Below are 17,058 nucleotides of genomic sequence, written 5' to 3'. Positions count from 1 at the left end.
GCGCATGCTGCTGCTGATCGACGCCGGCAATACGCGCATCAAATGGGCACTCGTGGCCCCCGATAGTACCGCCGGCGGCTGGCTGGCCAGCGGCGCCGTCACGCATGCGCAGATCGACACCCTGGCCGCGCAGTGGGCGCAACTCGCCATCAGCGAGGCGCTGCTGTCGAACGTGGCAGGCGCCGTCATCGGCACGCGCCTGCGCGCCATGCTGCCGGTCGTTGCCCGCGACTTTGTCTCACTGCCGCAGCTGGCGGGCCTGACGAATGGCTACCGCGCGCCGTCGCAGCTGGGCTGCGACCGCTTTGCCGCCGCCATCGGCGCGCAGGCGCTGGCGCCTGGCCTGCCCGTCATCGTCGCCAATTGCGGCACCGCCACCACCATCGACGCCATCACGGCAGATGGCGTTTTCCTCGGCGGGATGATCTTGCCGGGACTGGGATTGATGGCCAGTTCGCTGGCGCGCAACACGGCGCAGCTGCCGCAAATCGCCAGCGACGCCGCCCTGCCGGCCGGCTTTGCCGACAACACGGACGACGCCATCCTTTCGGGCTGCCTGGCGGCCCAGGCGGGCGCCATCGAACGGGCCGTGCGCATGCACGGCGCCAGCGCCTGCCTGCTGTCGGGCGGCGCCGCGCCGCGCATCGCGCCGGCACTGGTGCTGGCGGTGCCGCTGCACCTGGTCGATAATATTGTCATGATCGGCCTGCAGGCGGCCGCGCGCGCCGGGGCCGCAGGAACACAAGGAAACCACGTATGCTGAAATTCGTCTTCTGGCTGCTGGCCGGCGTCAACCTGCTGGTGCTGGCCATCGGCCAGGGTTATCTGGGCAGTTTTCGCGCCGAGACGCGCGAACCGGCGCGCCTGAAAAACCAGCTGCAGGCGGGCAAGCTCACCTTGCTGACGCAGGAGCAGGCCACGGCGCCTGCCGCGCCGCCGGCCGCCGAAGGCGCGACACCAGCAGCCGCCGCACCAGCGGCGCCGCCATTGTATGCGTGCACGGAAGTGGGCAATTTCCTGCTGGCCGACGGCCGCCGCTTCGAAGCGCAAGTGGCGGCGCTGGATCTGGGCGACCGCCAGTCACGCCGCAACGTGGCCGGCCAGGATATTTCCAGCTATATGGTGTACATCCCGCCGCAGGGCAGCAAGGAAGGCGCCGACCGCAAGGCTGGCGAATTGAAGCAGCTGGGCGTGACGAATTACTTCATCATGAACGAAAGCAGCCCGCTGCGCTGGGGCATTTCACTGGGCGTGTTCAAGTCGGAAACGAGCGCGCAAAGCCAGCTGGCATCGCTCAACAAACAGGGCGTGCACAGCGCCCGCGTCGCGCCGCGCTACAGCGCCAGCAAGCAATTCGCTTACCAGTTCCGCGACCTCGACGCCGCCACGCGCGCACGGCTGGCCGAGATCACGAAGCAGTTCGAAGAGCAGGAACTGCGCTCCTGTAAATGACACCTGACAATCGTGTCGGATTACGGCGCTTTGCGCCTAATCCGACCTACGCTTATCTTTCGATGACGATCGGTTTGACACCCGCCGACGCCGGCAGGCTGGCCGCCGCGCGCGCCGCATCGGCGCGGCTCGTGAACGGTCCTCCGTACAGGCGGAACAAGGGGCCGGCCGGCACCACATCGAGATTGCCCAGCGTTTGCGCATACGGCGCCAGTTGCGCGCGGCCCGCTTCCGCATTGTCCGCACGCGAATAGGCGCCCAACTGCAGGTAGAAGCCGGTGGCCAGCGCCGCTGGCGCGGGCGCGGCCACGGTGGCATCGACCGCTGACAGCGCGGTGATTTCAGGCTGCACCACGGCGCGCATTTCCGGTTCGCTGTCGGCCGGCGTATCGATCGACCTGGCCACCACCGACGGCACCGGCTTCGGCGCCGCACGGGCCGCCAGGATAGCGTCGATATCGGCCGGCAGCAGCCGTTCGACGACCACCTGGTGGCTGCCCTTGCCGAGGAATCCCAGTTTCAGCGCCGCCGTATAGGACACGTCGATGACGCGCGTGGCGTGGAACGGGCCGCGGTCATTGATGCGCACGATCACCTGCTCGCCGCTGTCGATGCTCGTCACGCGCGCATACGACGGAATCGGCAAGGTCGGATGGGCCGCCGTCATCTTGTACATGTCGTAGATTTCGCCCGACGAGGTGCGCTGGCCATGGAATTTCTTGCCATACCAGGTGCCCGTGCCCTTCTGCTTGAACGGTTCGTTGTCGGTGATCGGCGTATACGTCTTGCCGAAGACGACATACGGGCGATTCGACCGCGTCGAATACGGCTCGTTGCGCACTTCCGCGTCGGGCACGTCGCGCAGGTTGGCCGGCGGATTGTCGCCCGGGCCGTCATCCTTGTAGTAGCCGCCGCGCCCGGAGCCGGCCGCCGGCAATGCCGGCAAGGTGGGGTCCTGGCGCACGGGCACTTTGACCTTGCCGCCGGACGGCAGCGGCACGTTGTTCGATGCGCTCTTTTGCGGCGTCGTGCCGCAGGCGGCCAGGGTCAGCAAGACCGCCAGGCTCAGCCCGCGCATGGCGAAGGTGTCGAAAGGCGCCCGCATCAGGTCTGCACCAGCTTGCGGTGGCGCTGAATGCTCATCAGGATACCGGTGGCCACGCCCAGGGTCAGCAGCGCGGTGCCGCCATAGCTGAGGAATGGGAGGGGGACGCCGACCACCGGCACGATGCCGCTGACCATGCCCATGTTTACAAAGGCGTACGTAAAGAAAATCATAGTTATCGCTCCTGCCAGCAGGCGAGTGAAAAAACTGGGGGCGTTGGCGGCGATCATCATCCCCCGTCCCACCAGCAGCAAATACATCAGCATCAGGATCAAGTTACCGACCAGGCCGAATTCCTCGGAATATACGGCAAAAATAAAATCGGTCGTGCGCTCCGGAACGAATTCCAGGTGGGCCTGCGTGCCGTGCGTCCAGCCCTTGCCCGTCATGCCGCCGGAACCGATGGCGATGATGGACTGGATGATATGGAAGCCCTTGCCCAGCGGGTCCTTGGTCGGGTCGATCAGCATCATCACGCGGTCGCGCTGGTAATCATGCAGGTGCGACCACGCGATCGGCAGGCAGGAAACAAAGGTGATCAGCAAGCCTGCCAGCACTTTCCACGACAGGCCGGCCAGGAAGATGACGGTAAAGCCGGCCGCCACCACCAGCAGCGCCGTGCCCAGGTCGGGCTGGCGCGCGATCAGGTAGACGGGCACCAGCAGCAGCACGGCCGCCATCAGGAACGATTTCCAGCGCAGCGCGCCCGCATTGTGCTGGAAGAACCAGGCCAGCATCAGCGGCGTGGCGATCTTCAGGAATTCGGACGGCTGGATGTCAATCACGCCGATATGCAGCCAGCGCCGGGCACCGAGCTTGATGGTGCCGAACAGCGCCACGGCCACCAGCAAGATCACCGATACCGTGTACGCGGGCACGGCGATGCGCATCATCATCTGCGGCGTGATGTTGGCCGCCACCCACATGACGAAAAAGCACAGCAGGATGTTGCGCAAATGGTCCTCGATCTTGCCGGGAATGCCGATGCTGGCCGAATACAGGGTCAGCAGACTGGTACACAGCAACATCAGGATGATGATCATCAGCGGCGGATCGAACACCGCCAGGTAGGGTTTGGCGCGCCGCCACAGCGAGCGCCTCTCGTTAATGGGCATGTGCTTCCTTATTGCCTGGCAGGTGTCGCCGGGGCGGCCTGCTCGTCAGTGATTTCTTCCAGGGTGCGCACTTCGTCGACATCTTCCTTGGGCACCTTGGTGGTGTCCTTTTCCTTGTCGCTCGGGCGCTTGCCCAACAGGTAGTAGTCGAGCGCCTTGCGCGCGATCGGGGCGGCCACGCCGGCGCCGAAGCCCGCATTTTCCACCACGATGGCGATCGCGATGCGCGGCTTGTCGGCCGGCGCGAACGCGGTAAACAGAGCGTTGTCGCGCAGGCGTTCGGCCAGCAACTTGGCATTGTACTTCTCGTTTTTCTTGATGCCCACCACCTGCGCCGTACCCGTCTTGCCGCCCACCGTGTACTGCACGCCGGTGAAGATACGCGCGGCCGTGCCGCCCTGCTCGCTGGTCACGCCCACCATGGCGCGCTTGATGGTGTCGATGTTTTCCTGCTTGAGCGCGATGCGATAGCTTTCCTTCGGCACGGTCAATGTACGCGCGCGCGTGGCCGCGTCTTCGATGATTTTCACCAGATGCGGTTTCATCACCACACCGTTATTGGCCAGGTTGGCCGTCGCGTGGGCGATCTGCAGCGGCGTATAGGAATTGTAGCCGGAGCCGTTACTCACCGAAATCGTGTCGCCGCCCACCCATTTTTTCTGCTGCGGCGTCTTGAAGCGGTTGCGCTTCCATTCCGTCGACGGCAGCACGCCCGTCTTTTCGTTATTCAGGTCGATACCCGTCAACTGGCCGAAACCGAACGGCTTCATGAAGTCGTGAATGGCGTCGATGCCCATGTCGCGGCCCAGCTGATAGTAATAGGTGTTACACGAGACGACGATGGACTTGTGCATGTCCACCGTGCCATGGCCGCCCACCTTGTCGTCGCGGAAGGTGTGGCCGCCGAGGATGAAGAAACCGGGATCGGAAATCGACTGGCTCGGCGTGCGCTTGCCCAGTTCCAGTGCGGCCAGCGCCATGAAGGGCTTGAAGGTCGAGCCGGGCGCGTAGGTGCCGGACAGGGGACGGTTGACCATCGGCCGGTCCAGCGAGGTATTGAGCTCGTTCCAGCTTTGCTGGTCGATGCCGTCGACGAACAGATTCGGGTCGTAGCCTGGCTTGGAGACGTAAGCAAGGATGTCGCCCGTTGCCGGGTCGATGGCCACGGCCGCGCCGCGCCATTCGCCGAACGCTTCCTCGACCACTTTTTGCAATTCGATGTCGATCGACAGGATCAGGTTATTGCCAGGGGTGGCGGCCGTACGCGACAGGGTGCGCATGGCGCGCCCGCCGGCCGACACTTCCACTTCTTCGTAGCCGGTGGTGCCGTGCAGCTGCTTTTCGTAGCTTTTTTCCAGGCCTTCCTTGCCGATATGGTCGGTGCCGTTGTAGTTGGCCGCGTCCTCGCCCTCTTCCAGCGCCTTGGCTTCATTGCGGTTGATGCGGCCGATGAAGCCCACCACGTGCGACGCCACTTCGCCCATCGGATATTGGCGGAACAGGCGCGCCTGTACTTCGACGCCGGGGAAGCGGAAACGCTGCGCCGTGAAGCGCGCCACTTCCTCGTCCGTCAGACGCGTGCGCAGCGGCACGCTGACGAAGTTCTTCGATTCTTCCAGTAGCTTCTTGAAGCGGCGGCGGTCCTTGATATCGATCTGCACCAGGGTCGACAGCTCGTCAATCACGGAATCGAGGCTGGCGCTCAGTTTCGACGGCGTGATTTCGAGGGTGTAGGCCGAGTAATTGCGCGCCAGGACCACGCCGTTGCGGTCGAGGATCAGGCCACGCGTGGGCACGATGGGCACCACGGCAATGCGGTTGTCCTCGGCCTTGGTCGCGTAGTCCTCGTGCTTGATCACCTGCAGCCAGATGAAGCGCGCCAGCAGCAGCGAAAAGCAGACGAAGACGAGCGCGCCCAGGATGGTCAGGCGCATGCGGAAAAAATGCAGTTCGCGCTCGGTGTTCTTGAGTTCAGTCATGGCAGGCGCTCGTCAGATCGGCCGGTTATGGTCGCGGTCCACTGCGCGGCGCTGCGGCGCCAGCAGAATCCACGTGACGATGGGCCACAGGGCGACGGCGACGAAGCTTTCGATGAAATTGAGCCAGCCAGGGAAGCGGCCCGAGACGATCAAGCGCGTCAGCAATTGCAGCGCCTGCGTCAGCAACAGCAGCGGCAGCACGTGCAACGCCTGCGTCATGATGGGGAACCACAGCACGCGGCGGTGCATCATGATGGCGAAATACGACAGCAAGGTGTAGGCCAGCGCATTCTCGCCCAGCAGGGTCGAATCGTGCACGTCCATCATCAGGCCCATGAAGAACGCCACGCCGATGCCGACCTTGCGCGGCTGGTGGATGCCCCAGAAGACCAGCACCAGCGCGACGAAATCGGGCACGCCGACGAACTGCCCCCACGGCAACAGGTTCAGCAGAAAAGCGCACAGCAGGGAAAAACCGATAAACAGGGGGCTGACCGGCAGCAGGATGTAATGCGGGCGGTTCATCGTGTCGCTTCCTTCGGTGGCACAGCGGCAGGTGCTGGCGTTGCTACAGGCGCCGCCGGTTTCGGCGCGGGGCTGGCAGGCGGTTTCGCGGCCGGTGGCGTGGCCGTATTGGCGGCCGGTGGCGTCGCAGCGGCGGGCTCCTTGGCAGGGTCCTTGATCGGCGCCATCTTGCCGGCGATCTTGCGGCCCGTCTTGATATCTTCAGCGGGCGGGCGCGGCGGAATCTCGGGCGACGTCATGAGGATGAGCAGCTGGGTATTGCGTTCGATGCCGGCCAGCGGCTGGCACACGACGCGGCCGAACGGGCCATGCGCATTGCGCTCGACCAGGGTCACGCGCGCCACGGCCAGGCCGGCCGGGTACAGGCCGTCGAGGCCCGAGGTAATGACGATGTCGCCGATCTGGATGTCGGCGCTGGGGGCCGTGAAGCGCAGCTCCATGGTGCCGGACTTGCCGCGGCCGATGGCCACGCTGCGCACGCCATTGCGCAGCAGCTGCACGGGAATGGCCTGCTCTTCATCCGTCAGCAAGGTCACTTCGGAGGTGAAGGGGAACACGCGCGTGACCTGTCCCACCACACCCAGGTTGTCGATCACGGGGCGGCCCAGCTCCACGCCATGCTGGATACCGCGATCAAGCACGATCTTGCGCGTGGCCGAATCGCGCGTGTCGTACAGCACTTCGGCCATCAAGGTCTTGACGGGGACGCGCTCGCGCGCTTCCATCAGCTTGCGCAGGTGGTTGTTTTCAACGATGTTGAGCTGCGCCTGCTGCAGGATCTGCGCCGAGGCGATCTGTTCGTGCTTCAGGTCGCGCACCTGTTTTTCCAGGGCGGACAGCGACGAAAAATAATTGCCGACGCCAAGCGCCACGTCGCGCGGCACCAGGGCAGCCATCTGCACCGGATACAGCACGGTGCCGACTGCCTGGCGCACGGCAGTCAGCGCGTGCATGCGCGAATCGACCAGCAGCAGGGCGATAGAAATGCCGGCGAACACCATCATCTTGACGCGGGCAGAGGCGCCTTGTTTGAAAAGTGGCGGAGGACTGTATTCCATGACTTCCAATAATCAGGCCAGGCGCAGTGCGCCAACGTGCAGGCCCCGGTCAAACGCCGGCGCCAAAACCAAAGCCGGAGAACCGCTCTCCGGCCCGTTGATCCGATTATTCGTAGGAGAAGATCGAGCCGAGCTTGTCCATACGTTCCAGTGCCATCCCGGAACCGCGCACCACGCAGGTGAGCGGGTCCTCGGCCACCAGCACCGGCAGGCCGGTTTCCTCCATCAGCAGGCGGTCCAGGTCGCGCAGCAGTGCGCCGCCGCCCGTCAGCATCATGCCTTTTTCGGCGATGTCGGCGCCCAGTTCCGGCGGCGTCTGTTCCAGGGCGTTTTTCACGGCCGAGACGATATTGTTCAGCGGGTCGGTCAGCGCTTCGAGGATCTCGTTGCTGGAGATGGTGAACGAACGCGGGATGCCTTCGGACAGGTTGCGGCCCTTGACTTCCATTTCCTTCACTTCCGAACCAGGGAAAGCCGAACCGATGGCTTTCTTGATGGCTTCAGCCGTCTGTTCGCCGATCAGCATGCCGTAGTTGCGGCGGATGTAGTTGACGATGGCTTCATCGAATTTGTCGCCGCCGACGCGCACGGAACCCTTGTAGACCATGCCGCCCAGCGAGATGATGCCCACTTCGGTCGTGCCGCCGCCGATATCGACCACCATCGAGCCGGTCGCTTCGGACACGGGCAAGCCCGCGCCGATGGCCGCGGCCATCGGTTCTTCGATCAGGTACACCTGCGAGGCGCCGGCGCCCAGGGCCGATTCGCGGATCGCGCGGCGTTCGACCTGGGTCGAACCGCAAGGCACGCAAATGATGATGCGCGGCGATGGACGGAAGAATTTCGAGTCGTGCACCATGCGGATGAATTGCTTGAGCATTTGCTCGGTCACGGTGAAGTCGGCGATCACGCCATCTTTCATCGGACGAATCGCTTCGATATTGCCCGGCACTTTGCCCAGCATCTGCTTGGCTTCCTTGCCGACTGCCTGAATGGTCTTCTTGCCATTCGGACCGCCTTCCTGGCGGATGGCGACGACGGATGGCTCGTCCAGGACGATACCGAGGCCGCGTACATAAATAAGGGTGTTGGCCGTGCCCAAGTCAATGGCCAGATCGGTGGAGATATACCTGCGTAAAAAACCAAACATGAGTGTCCTGTAGCGCATCGAGCTGCGCAAAAGCTGTTTATGGGGAGTTTCAAAGCGGGCGCTTTCAGGCACCCTGAAAATCCGTGGAGGCGATTTTTTCGGGTTTCGCTTGGCGCTTGCGCAATCTTTTCTATGCTGCGGCAGCGGTCCATCAGCGCCGGCAACGCATTAACCCGCCATTCTACCTTATAATTTGAATGCGATTTGCTCAAAAACCATGGAAAAGTGCGACTCTTGCAGCCGCGAGTTACGCGGCATTCCTCGATTTTTGTGAGCAAAATAGCAGTAAATACCCGCGTTTTATCAAAACGCCAACTTAATACTAATGCGCGGCACTCCGCGCCATTCGCCATGTCCCTGACACTCTCCGACGTAAAACGCATCGCCCACCTGGCCCAACTCGAAATGGCCGACGACCAGGCCGTCACGTCTTTGGCCCAATTGAACAAGATTTTTGCACTGGCAGAACAAATGCAAGCCGTCAATACCGATGGCGTGGCGCCCCTGAGCCACCCGCTGGCCGCCCACATGGACAATATCGCCCTGCGCCTGCGCGAGGACCTCGCTACCGAAACGAACCGCCGCGACGCCTACCAGGCCGTGGCGCCGAAGGTACAAGATGGCCTGTACTTGGTGCCCAAGGTCATCGAATAAACACGCCGTTGCGTTGTTCCCGCCTTTTTGCCGAATATCAAAATAGAAACGCCATGCATACAAAATCCATCAAACAGCTGTCCACGCTTTTGCAGAACAAGGAAATTTCCGCCGTTGCGCTGGCGACGCATTTCCTCGACCGCATCGAAGCGGACACCTCGAACGCTTTTTTGCACGTCGACCGTGCCCTGACCCTGGCACAAGCGCTTGACGCCGACGCGCGCATCGCCGCCGGCACAGCCACGCCATTGACGGGCGTGCCGATCGCGCACAAGGACTTGTTCGTCACGAAAGGCTGGCGCACGACGGCCGGCTCGAAAATGCTGGCCAACTACGCCAGCCCGTTTGACGCCACCGTGGTGGAAAAATTCCAGGCGGCCGGCATGGTCACCTTGGGCAAGGTCAATTGCGACGAATTCGCCATGGGTTCCGGCAACGAGAACTCGGCCTTCGGCGCCGTGCGGAACCCGTGGGACAAGACGGCCGTGCCAGGCGGCTCGTCCGGTGGCTCGGCCGCCGCCGTGGCGGCCGGCCTGACGCCGGCAGCCACCGGCACCGACACGGGCGGCTCGATCCGCCAGCCTGCCGCTTTTTGCGGCATCACCGGCATCAAGCCCACGTATGGCCGCGTCTCGCGCTTCGGCATGATCGCCTTTGCCTCGTCGCTGGACCAGGGCGGCCCGATGGCCCGCTCGGCCGAAGACTGCGCCCTGCTCTTGAGTGCCATGGCCGGCTTCGACGAACGCGATTCGACCAGCCTGTCGCCGGAACAGGGCGGCGTGGCGGAAGACTTTTCGCGCGAGCTGGGACAGCCCCTGACGGGCCTGCGCATCGGCGTGCCGCGCGAGTACTTCGGCGAGGGCCTGGCCAAGGACGTGGAAGCGGCCGTGCGCGGCGCGCTGGCGCAGTATGAAAAGCTGGGCGCTACCCTGGTCGACATCTCGCTGCCGAACACGGCCCTGTCGATTCCCGCCTATTACATGATCGCCCCGGCCGAAGCGTCGTCGAACCTGTCGCGCTACGACGGCGTGCGCTACGGCCACCGCGCTGCCGAGTACAAAGACTTGCAGGACATGTACAAGAAGTCGCGCGCCCAGGGCTTCGGCCCGGAAGTGCAGCGCCGCATCATGGTCGGCACCTATGTGCTGTGCCACGGCTACTACGACGCCTACTACCTGAAGGCGCAAAAGATCCGCCGCCTGATCGCGCAGGATTTCGAGGCCGTCCTGAATGGCCCGAACGCCGTCTGCGACGTCATCATGGGACCGGTCGCGCCGACCGTCGCCTGGGACCTGGGCGACAAGACGGACGACCCGGTGGCGAACTACCTGGCCGACATCTACACCCTGTCGACCAGCCTGGCCGGCCTGCCCGGCATGTCGATACCCTGCGGTTTCGGCGCAGGAGACAAGAATAGCAAGCGCCCTGTCGGCCTGCAAATCATCGGCAATTATTTTGGCGAAGCCAAGCTGCTGAACGTGGCCCACCAGTTCCAGCAAGTGACGGACTGGCATACGCGCAGCCCTGCCGGCATTTAAGAAAATCAAGAAAAAATTTGCGCCGCCGAGGCGGCGCCACCAGAAAATAAGCGAGAACACTATGCAATGGGAAGTCGTCATCGGTCTTGAGAACCACGTGCAGCTCACGACCGAATCCAAAATTTTCAGCGGTTCGCCGATCAAGTACGGCGCCGACGCCAATACGCAGGCGAGCCCTGTCGACCTGGCGCTGCCGGGCGTGCTGCCGGTGATGAACAAGCAAGCCGTCGACCGCGCGATCCGCTTCGGCCTGGCCGTGGGCGCCACCGTCGCGCCGCACTCGGTCTTCGCACGCAAGAACTATTTTTATCCGGATTCGCCCAAGGGCTACCAGATCAGCCAGTTCGAAGACCCCGTCGTCATCGGCGGCGCCCTGACCTTCGGCTACGAAAAGGATGGCAAATTCGTCACCAAGACGGTCAATTTGACGCGCGCCCACCTGGAAGAAGACGCCGGCAAATCGCTGCACGAAGACTATGCGGGCATGAGCGGCATCGACTTAAACCGCGCCGGCACGCCGCTGCTGGAAATCGTCTCGGAACCGGAAATCCGCAGCGCCGCCGAAGCCGTGGCCTACGCCAAGGCCCTGCACTCGCTGGTCATGTGGCTGGGCGTTTGCGACGGCAACATGCAGGAAGGCTCGTTCCGCTGCGACGTCAACGTCTCCGTGCGCCCTGTCGGCCAGAAGGAATTCGGCACCCGCTGCGAAATCAAGAACCTGAACTCCTTCCGCTTCATCGAGGAAGCCGTGCACGTGGAAGTGCGCCGCCAGATCGAGCTGATCGAAGACGGCGGCAAGGTCGTGCAAGCGACGCGCCTGTACGATCCGGACCGCAAGGAAACGCGCGAAATGCGCAGCAAGGAAGACGCGCAGGATTACCGCTACTTCCCGGACCCTGACTTGCCGCCGCTGGTCATCTCGCAAGCGTGGATCGACACCGTCAAGGCCTCGATGCCGGAACTGCCGGCCGCCATGCGCGCCCGTTTCATCAGCGAATACGCGCTGCCTGACTACGATGCGCTGGTGCTGACGCAGTCGAAAACCATGGCGACTTACTTCGTCGCCGTGGTGGACAAGGCCGGCAAGGAAAACGCCAAGGCCGCCGCCAACTGGCTGATGGGCGACGTCTCGTCGACCCTGAACCGCGAAGGCGTGGACCTGGACGACGCGCCCGTCTCCGCCGCGCAGCTGGCCGCCATGCTCAAGCGCATCGCCGACGGCACGATCTCGAACAAGGCGGCGAAAGAAGTCTTCGCCGGCATGTGGGAAGCGAAATCGAACGACGACAATCTCGTCGACACCATCATCGACGCCAAGGGCCTGAAACAGATTTCGGATACTGGCGCCCTGGAAGCCATCGTCGATGAAGTGCTGGCGGCGAACGCCAAGTCGGTGGAGCAGTACCGCGCCGGCAAGGAAGCTGCCATCAACGCGCTGATCGGCCAGGCCATGAAAGCCTCCAAGGGCAAGGCCAACCCGGCCCAGCTGACGGAACTGCTGAAGGCAAAGCTGGCGGGATAATTTTCACTCGCCCAAAAAAAAGACGCTGCGGCGTCTTTTTTTTTCGCCTGCCGGATTTACTCATAAACAAGCTTGTCTACGTTTTACACCAAGACTGACAGGCGTTTATACGCCGCTGAAAAATAAAGTATACATTTTTGTCTACAAGGTTTAATCTAGCCCTATTGAATTTCAGGCAAGAGGAAAACCGCATGGCCAAGACGCACGACATCCCGAAACCGACGGCGGCCGAACTCGATCTGCTGCAGGCGCTGTGGCCGCTGGGCGCCGCCACGGCCAAGCAGGTGCATGAGGCGATGGCGCTGGCCAAGCCGGCCATCACGTATGGCACCGTGCTGCGCCTGATGCAGATCATGCACGGCAAGGGCTTGCTGATCCGCGACGAAAGCCAGCGCTCGCACGTGTATGCGCCGGCGCAGGCGCAGGACAGCCTGCAGACGAACCTGCTCAAGGAATTGATGCAGAAGGCCTTTGCCGGTTCGGCCAAGGCGCTGGTGCTGGCGGCGCTGCGCACGGGCGTGTCGCGCGCCGAACGCGAGGAAATCGAAAAAATGCTCAAGGACGATCAGTCATGAGCGGCTTCGTGCCAGCGCTGGGCTGGACCCTGCTGCACTTCCTGTGGCAAGGCTTGCTGATCGGCTGCGCCACGGCGCTGGCGTGGGCTGCCCTGCGCAATGCGCGTCCGGAGGCGCGCTACGCCGTCGGTTGTGGCGCCCTGCTGGCCTGCCTGGCATGGCCGGCGGCGGGCTTGTATCTGCGCCTGACTGGCGGCGATATCGCGGGCTCCCTGTACTCCAGCGCCTTGCTGCCGGCCGCCCTGCTGGCACCCGACAGCTTGCCCGACCTGGACCTGCTGCTGCGCGCCGTCGTCGGCGTGTGGGCCCTTTGCGCCGCCGCGCTGGCCGTGCGCATGGCGCTGGGCATGCTGTGGATAGAGCGCAGCGCCAGGAACACGGGCGCCACGCATGGACAACTGCAGACAAGGCTGTCGCGCATGGCGCACGATGCGGGCGTGACGCGGCCCGTACGGCTGCGCGTGCTCGACGGCATCGCCAGCCCGCTCACGGCCGGCATCTGGCGACCCATGGTGCTGGTGCCCGCTTCGCTGTTGACCGGCATGCCGCCGCACCTGCTCGACGCGCTGCTGGCGCATGAACTGGCGCACATCCGGCGCCACGATTATCTGATCAACCTGCTGCAAAACGCCATCGAGGCGCTGCTGTTTTTCCACCCTGCCGTCTGGTGGATTTCACGCGGCGTGCGCCTCGAACGCGAACATATTGCAGATGATTTCGCAGCAAGACAACTGGGCGAACCGCGGCGTCTGGCTCTTGCACTTTCGGAACTGGAACGCCTCCAGTTCTCAACCCACCACCTGGCCCAGGCGGCCAACGGAGGAGATCTTATGTCACGTATCAAACGATTGCTGCGCCCCGCACCACAAACCCTGAATTGGAAGACAGCCGTGCCGCTGCTGGCTCTGGCCGGCGCCTGCCTCGGCATCTACGGCCAGGCCGTCGCCGCCGACAGCGCGCCCGTGCTCGAGCGCCGCCCCATCATCGACTTTGGCGTCTGCGGCAAACCCGTCTACCCAGCCGCATCCTTGCAGGCGAAGGAAGAGGGCAAGGTCACCATGTCCTTCGACGTCGATGCCGCCGGCAAGGTAACAGGTTCGAGCGTCGTCAAAAGCAGCGGCCATCCGGCCCTCGATGAGGCGGCGCGCAGCGGCATTGCCAAGTGCACGTTCAAGCCGGCCCTCGCTGGCGGCAAGCCTGTCAGCGCCAGCGTCAAGGCGCAATACGTCTGGAGTCTGAAGTAATGTCTGGGCGGCGGCATCGCAGCAGCGCTGCCGCCGCCCGCTTGCGGGTATGATCATGGATTCTTCCACGCACCTGTGAACACGCCATGAACAAGATCAAAACCGGCCTGGTCGGCTACGGCTTTGCCGGCTCCACCTTCCACGCTCCCGTCCTGTCCACCATCGATGCCCTGGAACTGACGGCCGTCGCCTCGAGCAAGCCGGAGCTTGTGCACAAGGATTGGCCACACGCGACCGTATATGCGGAATCCGCGCAGCTGTTTGCCGATCCGTCCATCGAACTGGTCGTCATCGCCGCACCCAACGAAGCGCATTTCAGCCTGGCGCAAGCGGCCCTGCAGGCTGGCAAGCACGTGGTGGTCGACAAGCCATTCACCATTTCCAGTGCCGAGGCGCAGAGCCTGATCGCGCTGGCGAAAGAACGCAAGCTGGTGCTCAGCGTGTACCACAACCGCCGTTGGGATGGCGACTTCCTGACCCTCAAAACGCTGCTGGCGCAAGGCACCTTGGGCCGCATCGCCAGCGTCGAATCGCATTTCGACCGTTTCCGCCCCGAGATCCGCCAGCGCTGGCGCGAGTCCGGCGCACCCGGTGGCGGCTTGCTGTACGACCTGGGTCCGCACATGCTGGACCAGGCCATGCAGCTGTTCGGCCAGCCGGAAAAGCTGTACGCCGATATCGTCCTGCAGCGCGATGGCGCGCAAGCCGTCGACTACATGCACATCGTGTTGTACTACGACCGGCTGCGCGTGGTGCTGCAAGCGGGCTGCCTGGTGAAAGCGCCAACGGCGCGCTTCGCCGTGCATGGCGATAAAGGCAGTTTCGTGAAGTTCGGCCTCGATCCGCAGGAAGACGCCCTGAAGGCGGGCGGCAGGCCGGGCCAGCCAGGCTGGGGCATGGACCCCGTGCGCGGCGCGCTGCATCTGGGCACGCAGCCGGACGGGCATTGTGAACACCTGGAGATGCAGGCGGGCCGCTACCAGGACTTTTACCAGGGCATGGCCGACGCCATCCGCCACGGCGCAGCGGCGCCCGTGGCGGCCGAAGATGCGGCGGCGACGATACGCCTGATCGAACTGGCGCTGCAAAGCGCCGTCGAAGGACGCGTGCTCGCGGTCAGCTGATCGGCTTCAGTTGATGACGAAGGCCAGTACCACGGCGCCCAGCGCCAGCAGGGCCAGGCCGCAGATGAACAGCAGCTCGCCCCACCATTCGTAGCGCAAGCGCGACTGGCCGGGGCGCAGCGACATGAACGAGAGCACGGCGCTGACGAGAAAAACGATGGCGTCGACAGCGAGCAGCTTGTCGATGGCCACGCGCACCTCGCCGCGCGGCGCCAGGTGCCCGATCGACAGCACCGTCATGCATACGCCAACCATCGTCGCCGACGTGGGCAGGATATGTGCCGACAAGCCACGCGCCGACAAGCCCTGTTCAGGCGTCTTGCCGTCGCCAGCCATCAGGATTTACCTTGATTCGTTCCCGCCGGCCAGACCAACTCCACCCGCGCGGAACTGCCCGCCTTGACCTGCACCTTGCGTTCCAGTGTCTTGCCGGCCAGGGTGGCGCGCAGGGTGTAGCTGCCCGGTGCCAGTTTCGCCAGCAGGAACGGTCCGCTGGCCGTCGTTTCCAGCGCCAGCGCGCCCTTGACGTCGCGTATTTCCAGCTTCACGTCGGAGGCAAATTCCGCCTTGCCCGCCGCCTGCACGGAAAACACGAGACTCAAGGGCCAATGCCGGCTGGCGCTCTTGATGGCCGTCGACTCGTCGAGGCCAATACCGCCGCTCAGGTATTCCACCGCCCCGCTCTTCTGCACGGGCGGCAGCGCGCTGTCGGCTTGGGCCTGCGCCGCACTTCCCAGCAATAGCCCGGCGGCCAGCATTGCCGCCGCCAGGGTCAAGGTACCGCGTCTGTCTGGTGCCATCTCACTTTCCTCATGTCGGTTGAATCAAGATAGGAAGCGCAGCTTAGGCCAGTCTTAGCTTAGCGCCGGCGCATGGCCTCGGCGATCTTCTGGTCCGTCTTGTACTGGCTCAGCGCGTACACGGCCCAGATCGTCGCTGGCAGCCAGCCGATCAGGGTGATTTGCAGGATCAGGCAAATGATGCCGGCGATCGGACGGCCGATCGTGAAAAAGGTCAGCCACGGGAGTAACAGGGCAATCAGCAAGCGCATCGTTCGTTCCTTGAGTATTCCCCTGTGCCGCGGGGACCGGGCCGGCATGCGCCGGCGGTAAATTCAGTCAAACCGATTATAACGATACTGGCGCCTCACGCCGGCACGGGTGCCAGCAGTTTTTCCATCCAGGCCAGGATGGCGGCAAAGATGGCGTCGCGGTTCACTTCATTGAAATTCTCGTGATAATTGGCCGGATAGTAGTGATAGTCGAGCAGTCCATCGGGCACGCTGCGCAGCAGGCTTTCCGTGGCGCGGCTGTCGGCCAGCTTGTCGTCGCCCGCCACCACGGCGAACAGGGGGAAGCGCCAGTCCGGCAAGCCGCCCGCCAGTTCCTTTTGCGCCGGCGTCAAGGCATGGGCGAAGCGCACCGACGCCGCACTGGCGCGGATGCCGTCGCGCTCGTCCTGGAAATGGCGCGCGGTGATGGTTTGATCGTGCGTCAGCAGCATGGTCAGGTTCCCCAGCGGCACCTTCATCGTGGGGAAGCGCTGCGCCAGCCAGCCCGACAGCATCTGCAGCACCTTCGGCACGGGAATCGCATTCACGTAATACGGCGATGAAATGATGAAGCCTTTGATCGCTGGATCGCCCGCAAAGCGCCGCAGCCCCAGGTGCGTGGCGATCAGGCCGCCCATCGAATGGCCCATGACGAACACGGGCAAGCCCGGATACGTTTTCTTGATCCAGGCGAGGAACAGCTCCTCGTCGTCGAGGAAGGCGTCGAACGAGGGAATGTCCACCTTGCGCTTTCCATCATGGCCCACCATGTCAAAGCTGACGGTGGCGATGCCGTGCTGGCGGAAGTAGAGCGCCGGCGTGACGTAGTCGCCCGCGTGCGCCATGCCGCCGTGGATCGCGAGGATCACTGCACGAGGATGCTCGGGCTGCCAGATGTGGATGGGCCGCTCGACCCGGTCGCTGCACAGCAGGCTGGCCATCTTGTCTTCTGAAAAACGCATCGCT

At 63.7% G+C, this 17,058-nt stretch carries 18 protein-coding genes; 8 read left to right on the top strand and 10 right to left on the bottom strand.

The genetic code is table 11. From position 1 onward, the window contains the following. Window positions 1-4: 4 nt before the first annotated feature. Both GYK42_RS15025 and GYK42_RS15020 read left to right on the top strand, forming a co-directional pair. Entirely contained in the window at window positions 5-763 is a 759-nt protein-coding gene (locus tag GYK42_RS15025; protein WP_166448146.1) for a type III pantothenate kinase, read from the top strand. Further along, window positions 757-1,452 (top strand): SPOR domain-containing protein, encoded by a 696-nt coding sequence (locus tag GYK42_RS15020; protein ID WP_166448145.1) that lies wholly within the window; start codon window positions 757-759, stop codon window positions 1,450-1,452. The genes GYK42_RS15025 and GYK42_RS15020 overlap by 7 nt, the downstream gene beginning before the upstream one ends. Window positions 1,453-1,504: 52 nt before the next feature. On the opposite strand, the gene GYK42_RS15015 is transcribed toward GYK42_RS15020, so the two are convergent. From GYK42_RS15015 to GYK42_RS14990, 6 genes are all read right to left on the bottom strand, one after another. Further along, the gene (locus GYK42_RS15015) at window positions 1,505-2,557 is read right to left on the bottom strand and encodes a septal ring lytic transglycosylase RlpA family protein (protein WP_166448144.1); all 1,053 of its coding nucleotides are present in this window, start codon (window positions 2,555-2,557) and stop codon (window positions 1,505-1,507) included. Continuing rightward, window positions 2,557-3,672, bottom strand: coding sequence for a rod shape-determining protein RodA (rodA, locus tag GYK42_RS15010; RefSeq protein WP_046683484.1), 1,116 nt, complete (start codon window positions 3,670-3,672; stop codon window positions 2,557-2,559). The genes GYK42_RS15015 and rodA overlap by 1 nt, the downstream gene beginning before the upstream one ends. Window positions 3,673-3,680: 8 nt before the next feature. Further along, entirely contained in the window at window positions 3,681-5,651 is a 1,971-nt protein-coding gene (gene mrdA / locus GYK42_RS15005; protein ID WP_046683485.1) for a penicillin-binding protein 2, read from the bottom strand. Between the two features lie 12 nt (window positions 5,652-5,663). Beyond that, complete coding sequence (gene mreD, locus GYK42_RS15000; protein WP_034749354.1) at window positions 5,664-6,176, bottom strand: rod shape-determining protein MreD; 513 nt, start codon at window positions 6,174-6,176, stop codon at window positions 5,664-5,666. Continuing rightward, entirely contained in the window at window positions 6,173-7,234 is a 1,062-nt protein-coding gene (gene mreC, locus GYK42_RS14995; protein ID WP_166448143.1) for a rod shape-determining protein MreC, read from the bottom strand. Before mreC ends, mreD begins: the two co-directional genes overlap by 4 nt. Window positions 7,235-7,340: 106 nt before the next feature. Continuing rightward, window positions 7,341-8,384, bottom strand: a complete 1,044-nt coding sequence (locus tag GYK42_RS14990) for a rod shape-determining protein (protein ID WP_010393186.1) — start codon at window positions 8,382-8,384, stop codon at window positions 7,341-7,343. Window positions 8,385-8,735: 351 nt separating this feature from the next. Between GYK42_RS14990 and gatC the strand changes: the two genes are divergently transcribed. The 6 genes from gatC (at window position 8,736) to GYK42_RS14960 (ending at window position 15,041) form a co-directional block, all read left to right on the top strand. After that, window positions 8,736-9,038: an Asp-tRNA(Asn)/Glu-tRNA(Gln) amidotransferase subunit GatC gene (gene gatC / locus GYK42_RS14985; protein WP_046683487.1), complete on the top strand. Its 303-nt coding sequence runs from the start codon at window positions 8,736-8,738 to the stop codon at window positions 9,036-9,038. A gap of 53 nt (window positions 9,039-9,091) precedes the next feature. Continuing rightward, a complete protein-coding gene (gene gatA / locus GYK42_RS14980; RefSeq protein WP_166448142.1) occupies window positions 9,092-10,576 on the top strand; it encodes an Asp-tRNA(Asn)/Glu-tRNA(Gln) amidotransferase subunit GatA in 1,485 nt (494 codons plus the stop codon). 46 nt (window positions 10,577-10,622) lie between these two features. After that, on the top strand, window positions 10,623-12,098 hold the full coding sequence (gene gatB, locus GYK42_RS14975) for an Asp-tRNA(Asn)/Glu-tRNA(Gln) amidotransferase subunit GatB (RefSeq protein WP_346768096.1): 1,476 nt from the start codon (window positions 10,623-10,625) through the stop codon (window positions 12,096-12,098). A 191-nt stretch (window positions 12,099-12,289) separates the two neighbouring features. Beyond that, entirely contained in the window at window positions 12,290-12,673 is a 384-nt protein-coding gene (locus GYK42_RS14970; protein ID WP_046683490.1) for a BlaI/MecI/CopY family transcriptional regulator, read from the top strand. Continuing rightward, entirely contained in the window at window positions 12,670-13,917 is a 1,248-nt protein-coding gene (locus tag GYK42_RS14965; protein ID WP_166448140.1) for a M56 family metallopeptidase, read from the top strand. The genes GYK42_RS14970 and GYK42_RS14965 overlap by 4 nt, the downstream gene beginning before the upstream one ends. Before the next feature lie 86 nt (window positions 13,918-14,003). Then, window positions 14,004-15,041, top strand: coding sequence for an oxidoreductase (locus tag GYK42_RS14960; protein ID WP_166448139.1), 1,038 nt, complete (start codon window positions 14,004-14,006; stop codon window positions 15,039-15,041). A 6-nt stretch (window positions 15,042-15,047) separates the two neighbouring features. Here the strand turns inward: GYK42_RS14960 and GYK42_RS14955 are convergent, their stop codons facing one another. The 4 genes from GYK42_RS14955 to GYK42_RS14940 all read right to left on the bottom strand — a co-directional run bounded on the left by GYK42_RS14955 (window position 15,048) and on the right by GYK42_RS14940 (window position 17,054). Then, window positions 15,048-15,377 carry a hypothetical protein gene (locus tag GYK42_RS14955; protein ID WP_166448138.1) on the bottom strand — a complete coding sequence of 110 codons (330 nt, stop codon included), beginning with the start codon at window positions 15,375-15,377 and terminating at the stop codon, window positions 15,048-15,050. After that, window positions 15,377-15,841, bottom strand: coding sequence for a carboxypeptidase-like regulatory domain-containing protein (locus GYK42_RS14950; protein ID WP_166448137.1), 465 nt, complete (start codon window positions 15,839-15,841; stop codon window positions 15,377-15,379). Before GYK42_RS14950 ends, GYK42_RS14955 begins: the two co-directional genes overlap by 1 nt. A gap of 59 nt (window positions 15,842-15,900) precedes the next feature. After that, entirely contained in the window at window positions 15,901-16,092 is a 192-nt protein-coding gene (locus GYK42_RS14945; protein WP_034749384.1) for a YqaE/Pmp3 family membrane protein, read from the bottom strand. A 95-nt stretch (window positions 16,093-16,187) separates the two neighbouring features. Next, entirely contained in the window at window positions 16,188-17,054 is an 867-nt protein-coding gene (locus GYK42_RS14940; RefSeq protein WP_166448136.1) for an alpha/beta fold hydrolase, read from the bottom strand. Between the last annotated feature and the right edge of the window lie 4 nt (window positions 17,055-17,058).

Origin of the sequence: Janthinobacterium lividum (genome assembly GCF_011601275.1) — a bacterium.
Taxonomy (GTDB): Bacteria; Pseudomonadota; Gammaproteobacteria; order Burkholderiales; family Burkholderiaceae_D; genus Janthinobacterium; species Janthinobacterium lividum_E.
Note: the sequence above shows the minus strand (reverse complement) of the source record. Positions and strands in the feature narration are given on the sequence as shown.

Bases quoted from the DNA above. Each gene is read 5' to 3' on its own strand.
- GYK42_RS15025 (WP_166448146.1), top strand. From the start codon at position 5: ATGCTGCTGCTGATCGACGCCGGCAATACGCGCATCAAATGGGCACTC.
- GYK42_RS15020 (WP_166448145.1), top strand. From the start codon at position 757: ATGCTGAAATTCGTCTTCTGGCTGCTGGCCGGCGTCAACCTGCTGGTG.
- GYK42_RS15015 (WP_166448144.1), bottom strand. From the start codon at position 2,557: ATGCGGGCGCCTTTCGACACCTTCGCCATGCGCGGGCTGAGCCTGGCG.
- rodA (WP_046683484.1), bottom strand. From the start codon at position 3,672: ATGCCCATTAACGAGAGGCGCTCGCTGTGGCGGCGCGCCAAACCCTAC.
- mrdA (WP_046683485.1), bottom strand. From the start codon at position 5,651: ATGACTGAACTCAAGAACACCGAGCGCGAACTGCATTTTTTCCGCATG.
- mreD (WP_034749354.1), bottom strand. From the start codon at position 6,176: ATGAACCGCCCGCATTACATCCTGCTGCCGGTCAGCCCCCTGTTTATC.
- mreC (WP_166448143.1), bottom strand. From the start codon at position 7,234: ATGGAATACAGTCCTCCGCCACTTTTCAAACAAGGCGCCTCTGCCCGC.
- GYK42_RS14990 (WP_010393186.1), bottom strand. From the start codon at position 8,384: ATGTTTGGTTTTTTACGCAGGTATATCTCCACCGATCTGGCCATTGAC.
- gatC (WP_046683487.1), top strand. From the start codon at position 8,736: ATGTCCCTGACACTCTCCGACGTAAAACGCATCGCCCACCTGGCCCAA.
- gatA (WP_166448142.1), top strand. From the start codon at position 9,092: ATGCATACAAAATCCATCAAACAGCTGTCCACGCTTTTGCAGAACAAG.
- GYK42_RS14970 (WP_046683490.1), top strand. From the start codon at position 12,290: ATGGCCAAGACGCACGACATCCCGAAACCGACGGCGGCCGAACTCGAT.
- GYK42_RS14965 (WP_166448140.1), top strand. From the start codon at position 12,670: ATGAGCGGCTTCGTGCCAGCGCTGGGCTGGACCCTGCTGCACTTCCTG.
- GYK42_RS14960 (WP_166448139.1), top strand. From the start codon at position 14,004: ATGAACAAGATCAAAACCGGCCTGGTCGGCTACGGCTTTGCCGGCTCC.
- GYK42_RS14955 (WP_166448138.1), bottom strand. From the start codon at position 15,377: ATGGCTGGCGACGGCAAGACGCCTGAACAGGGCTTGTCGGCGCGTGGC.
- GYK42_RS14950 (WP_166448137.1), bottom strand. From the start codon at position 15,841: ATGGCACCAGACAGACGCGGTACCTTGACCCTGGCGGCGGCAATGCTG.
- GYK42_RS14945 (WP_034749384.1), bottom strand. From the start codon at position 16,092: ATGCGCTTGCTGATTGCCCTGTTACTCCCGTGGCTGACCTTTTTCACG.
- GYK42_RS14940 (WP_166448136.1), bottom strand. From the start codon at position 17,054: ATGCGTTTTTCAGAAGACAAGATGGCCAGCCTGCTGTGCAGCGACCGG.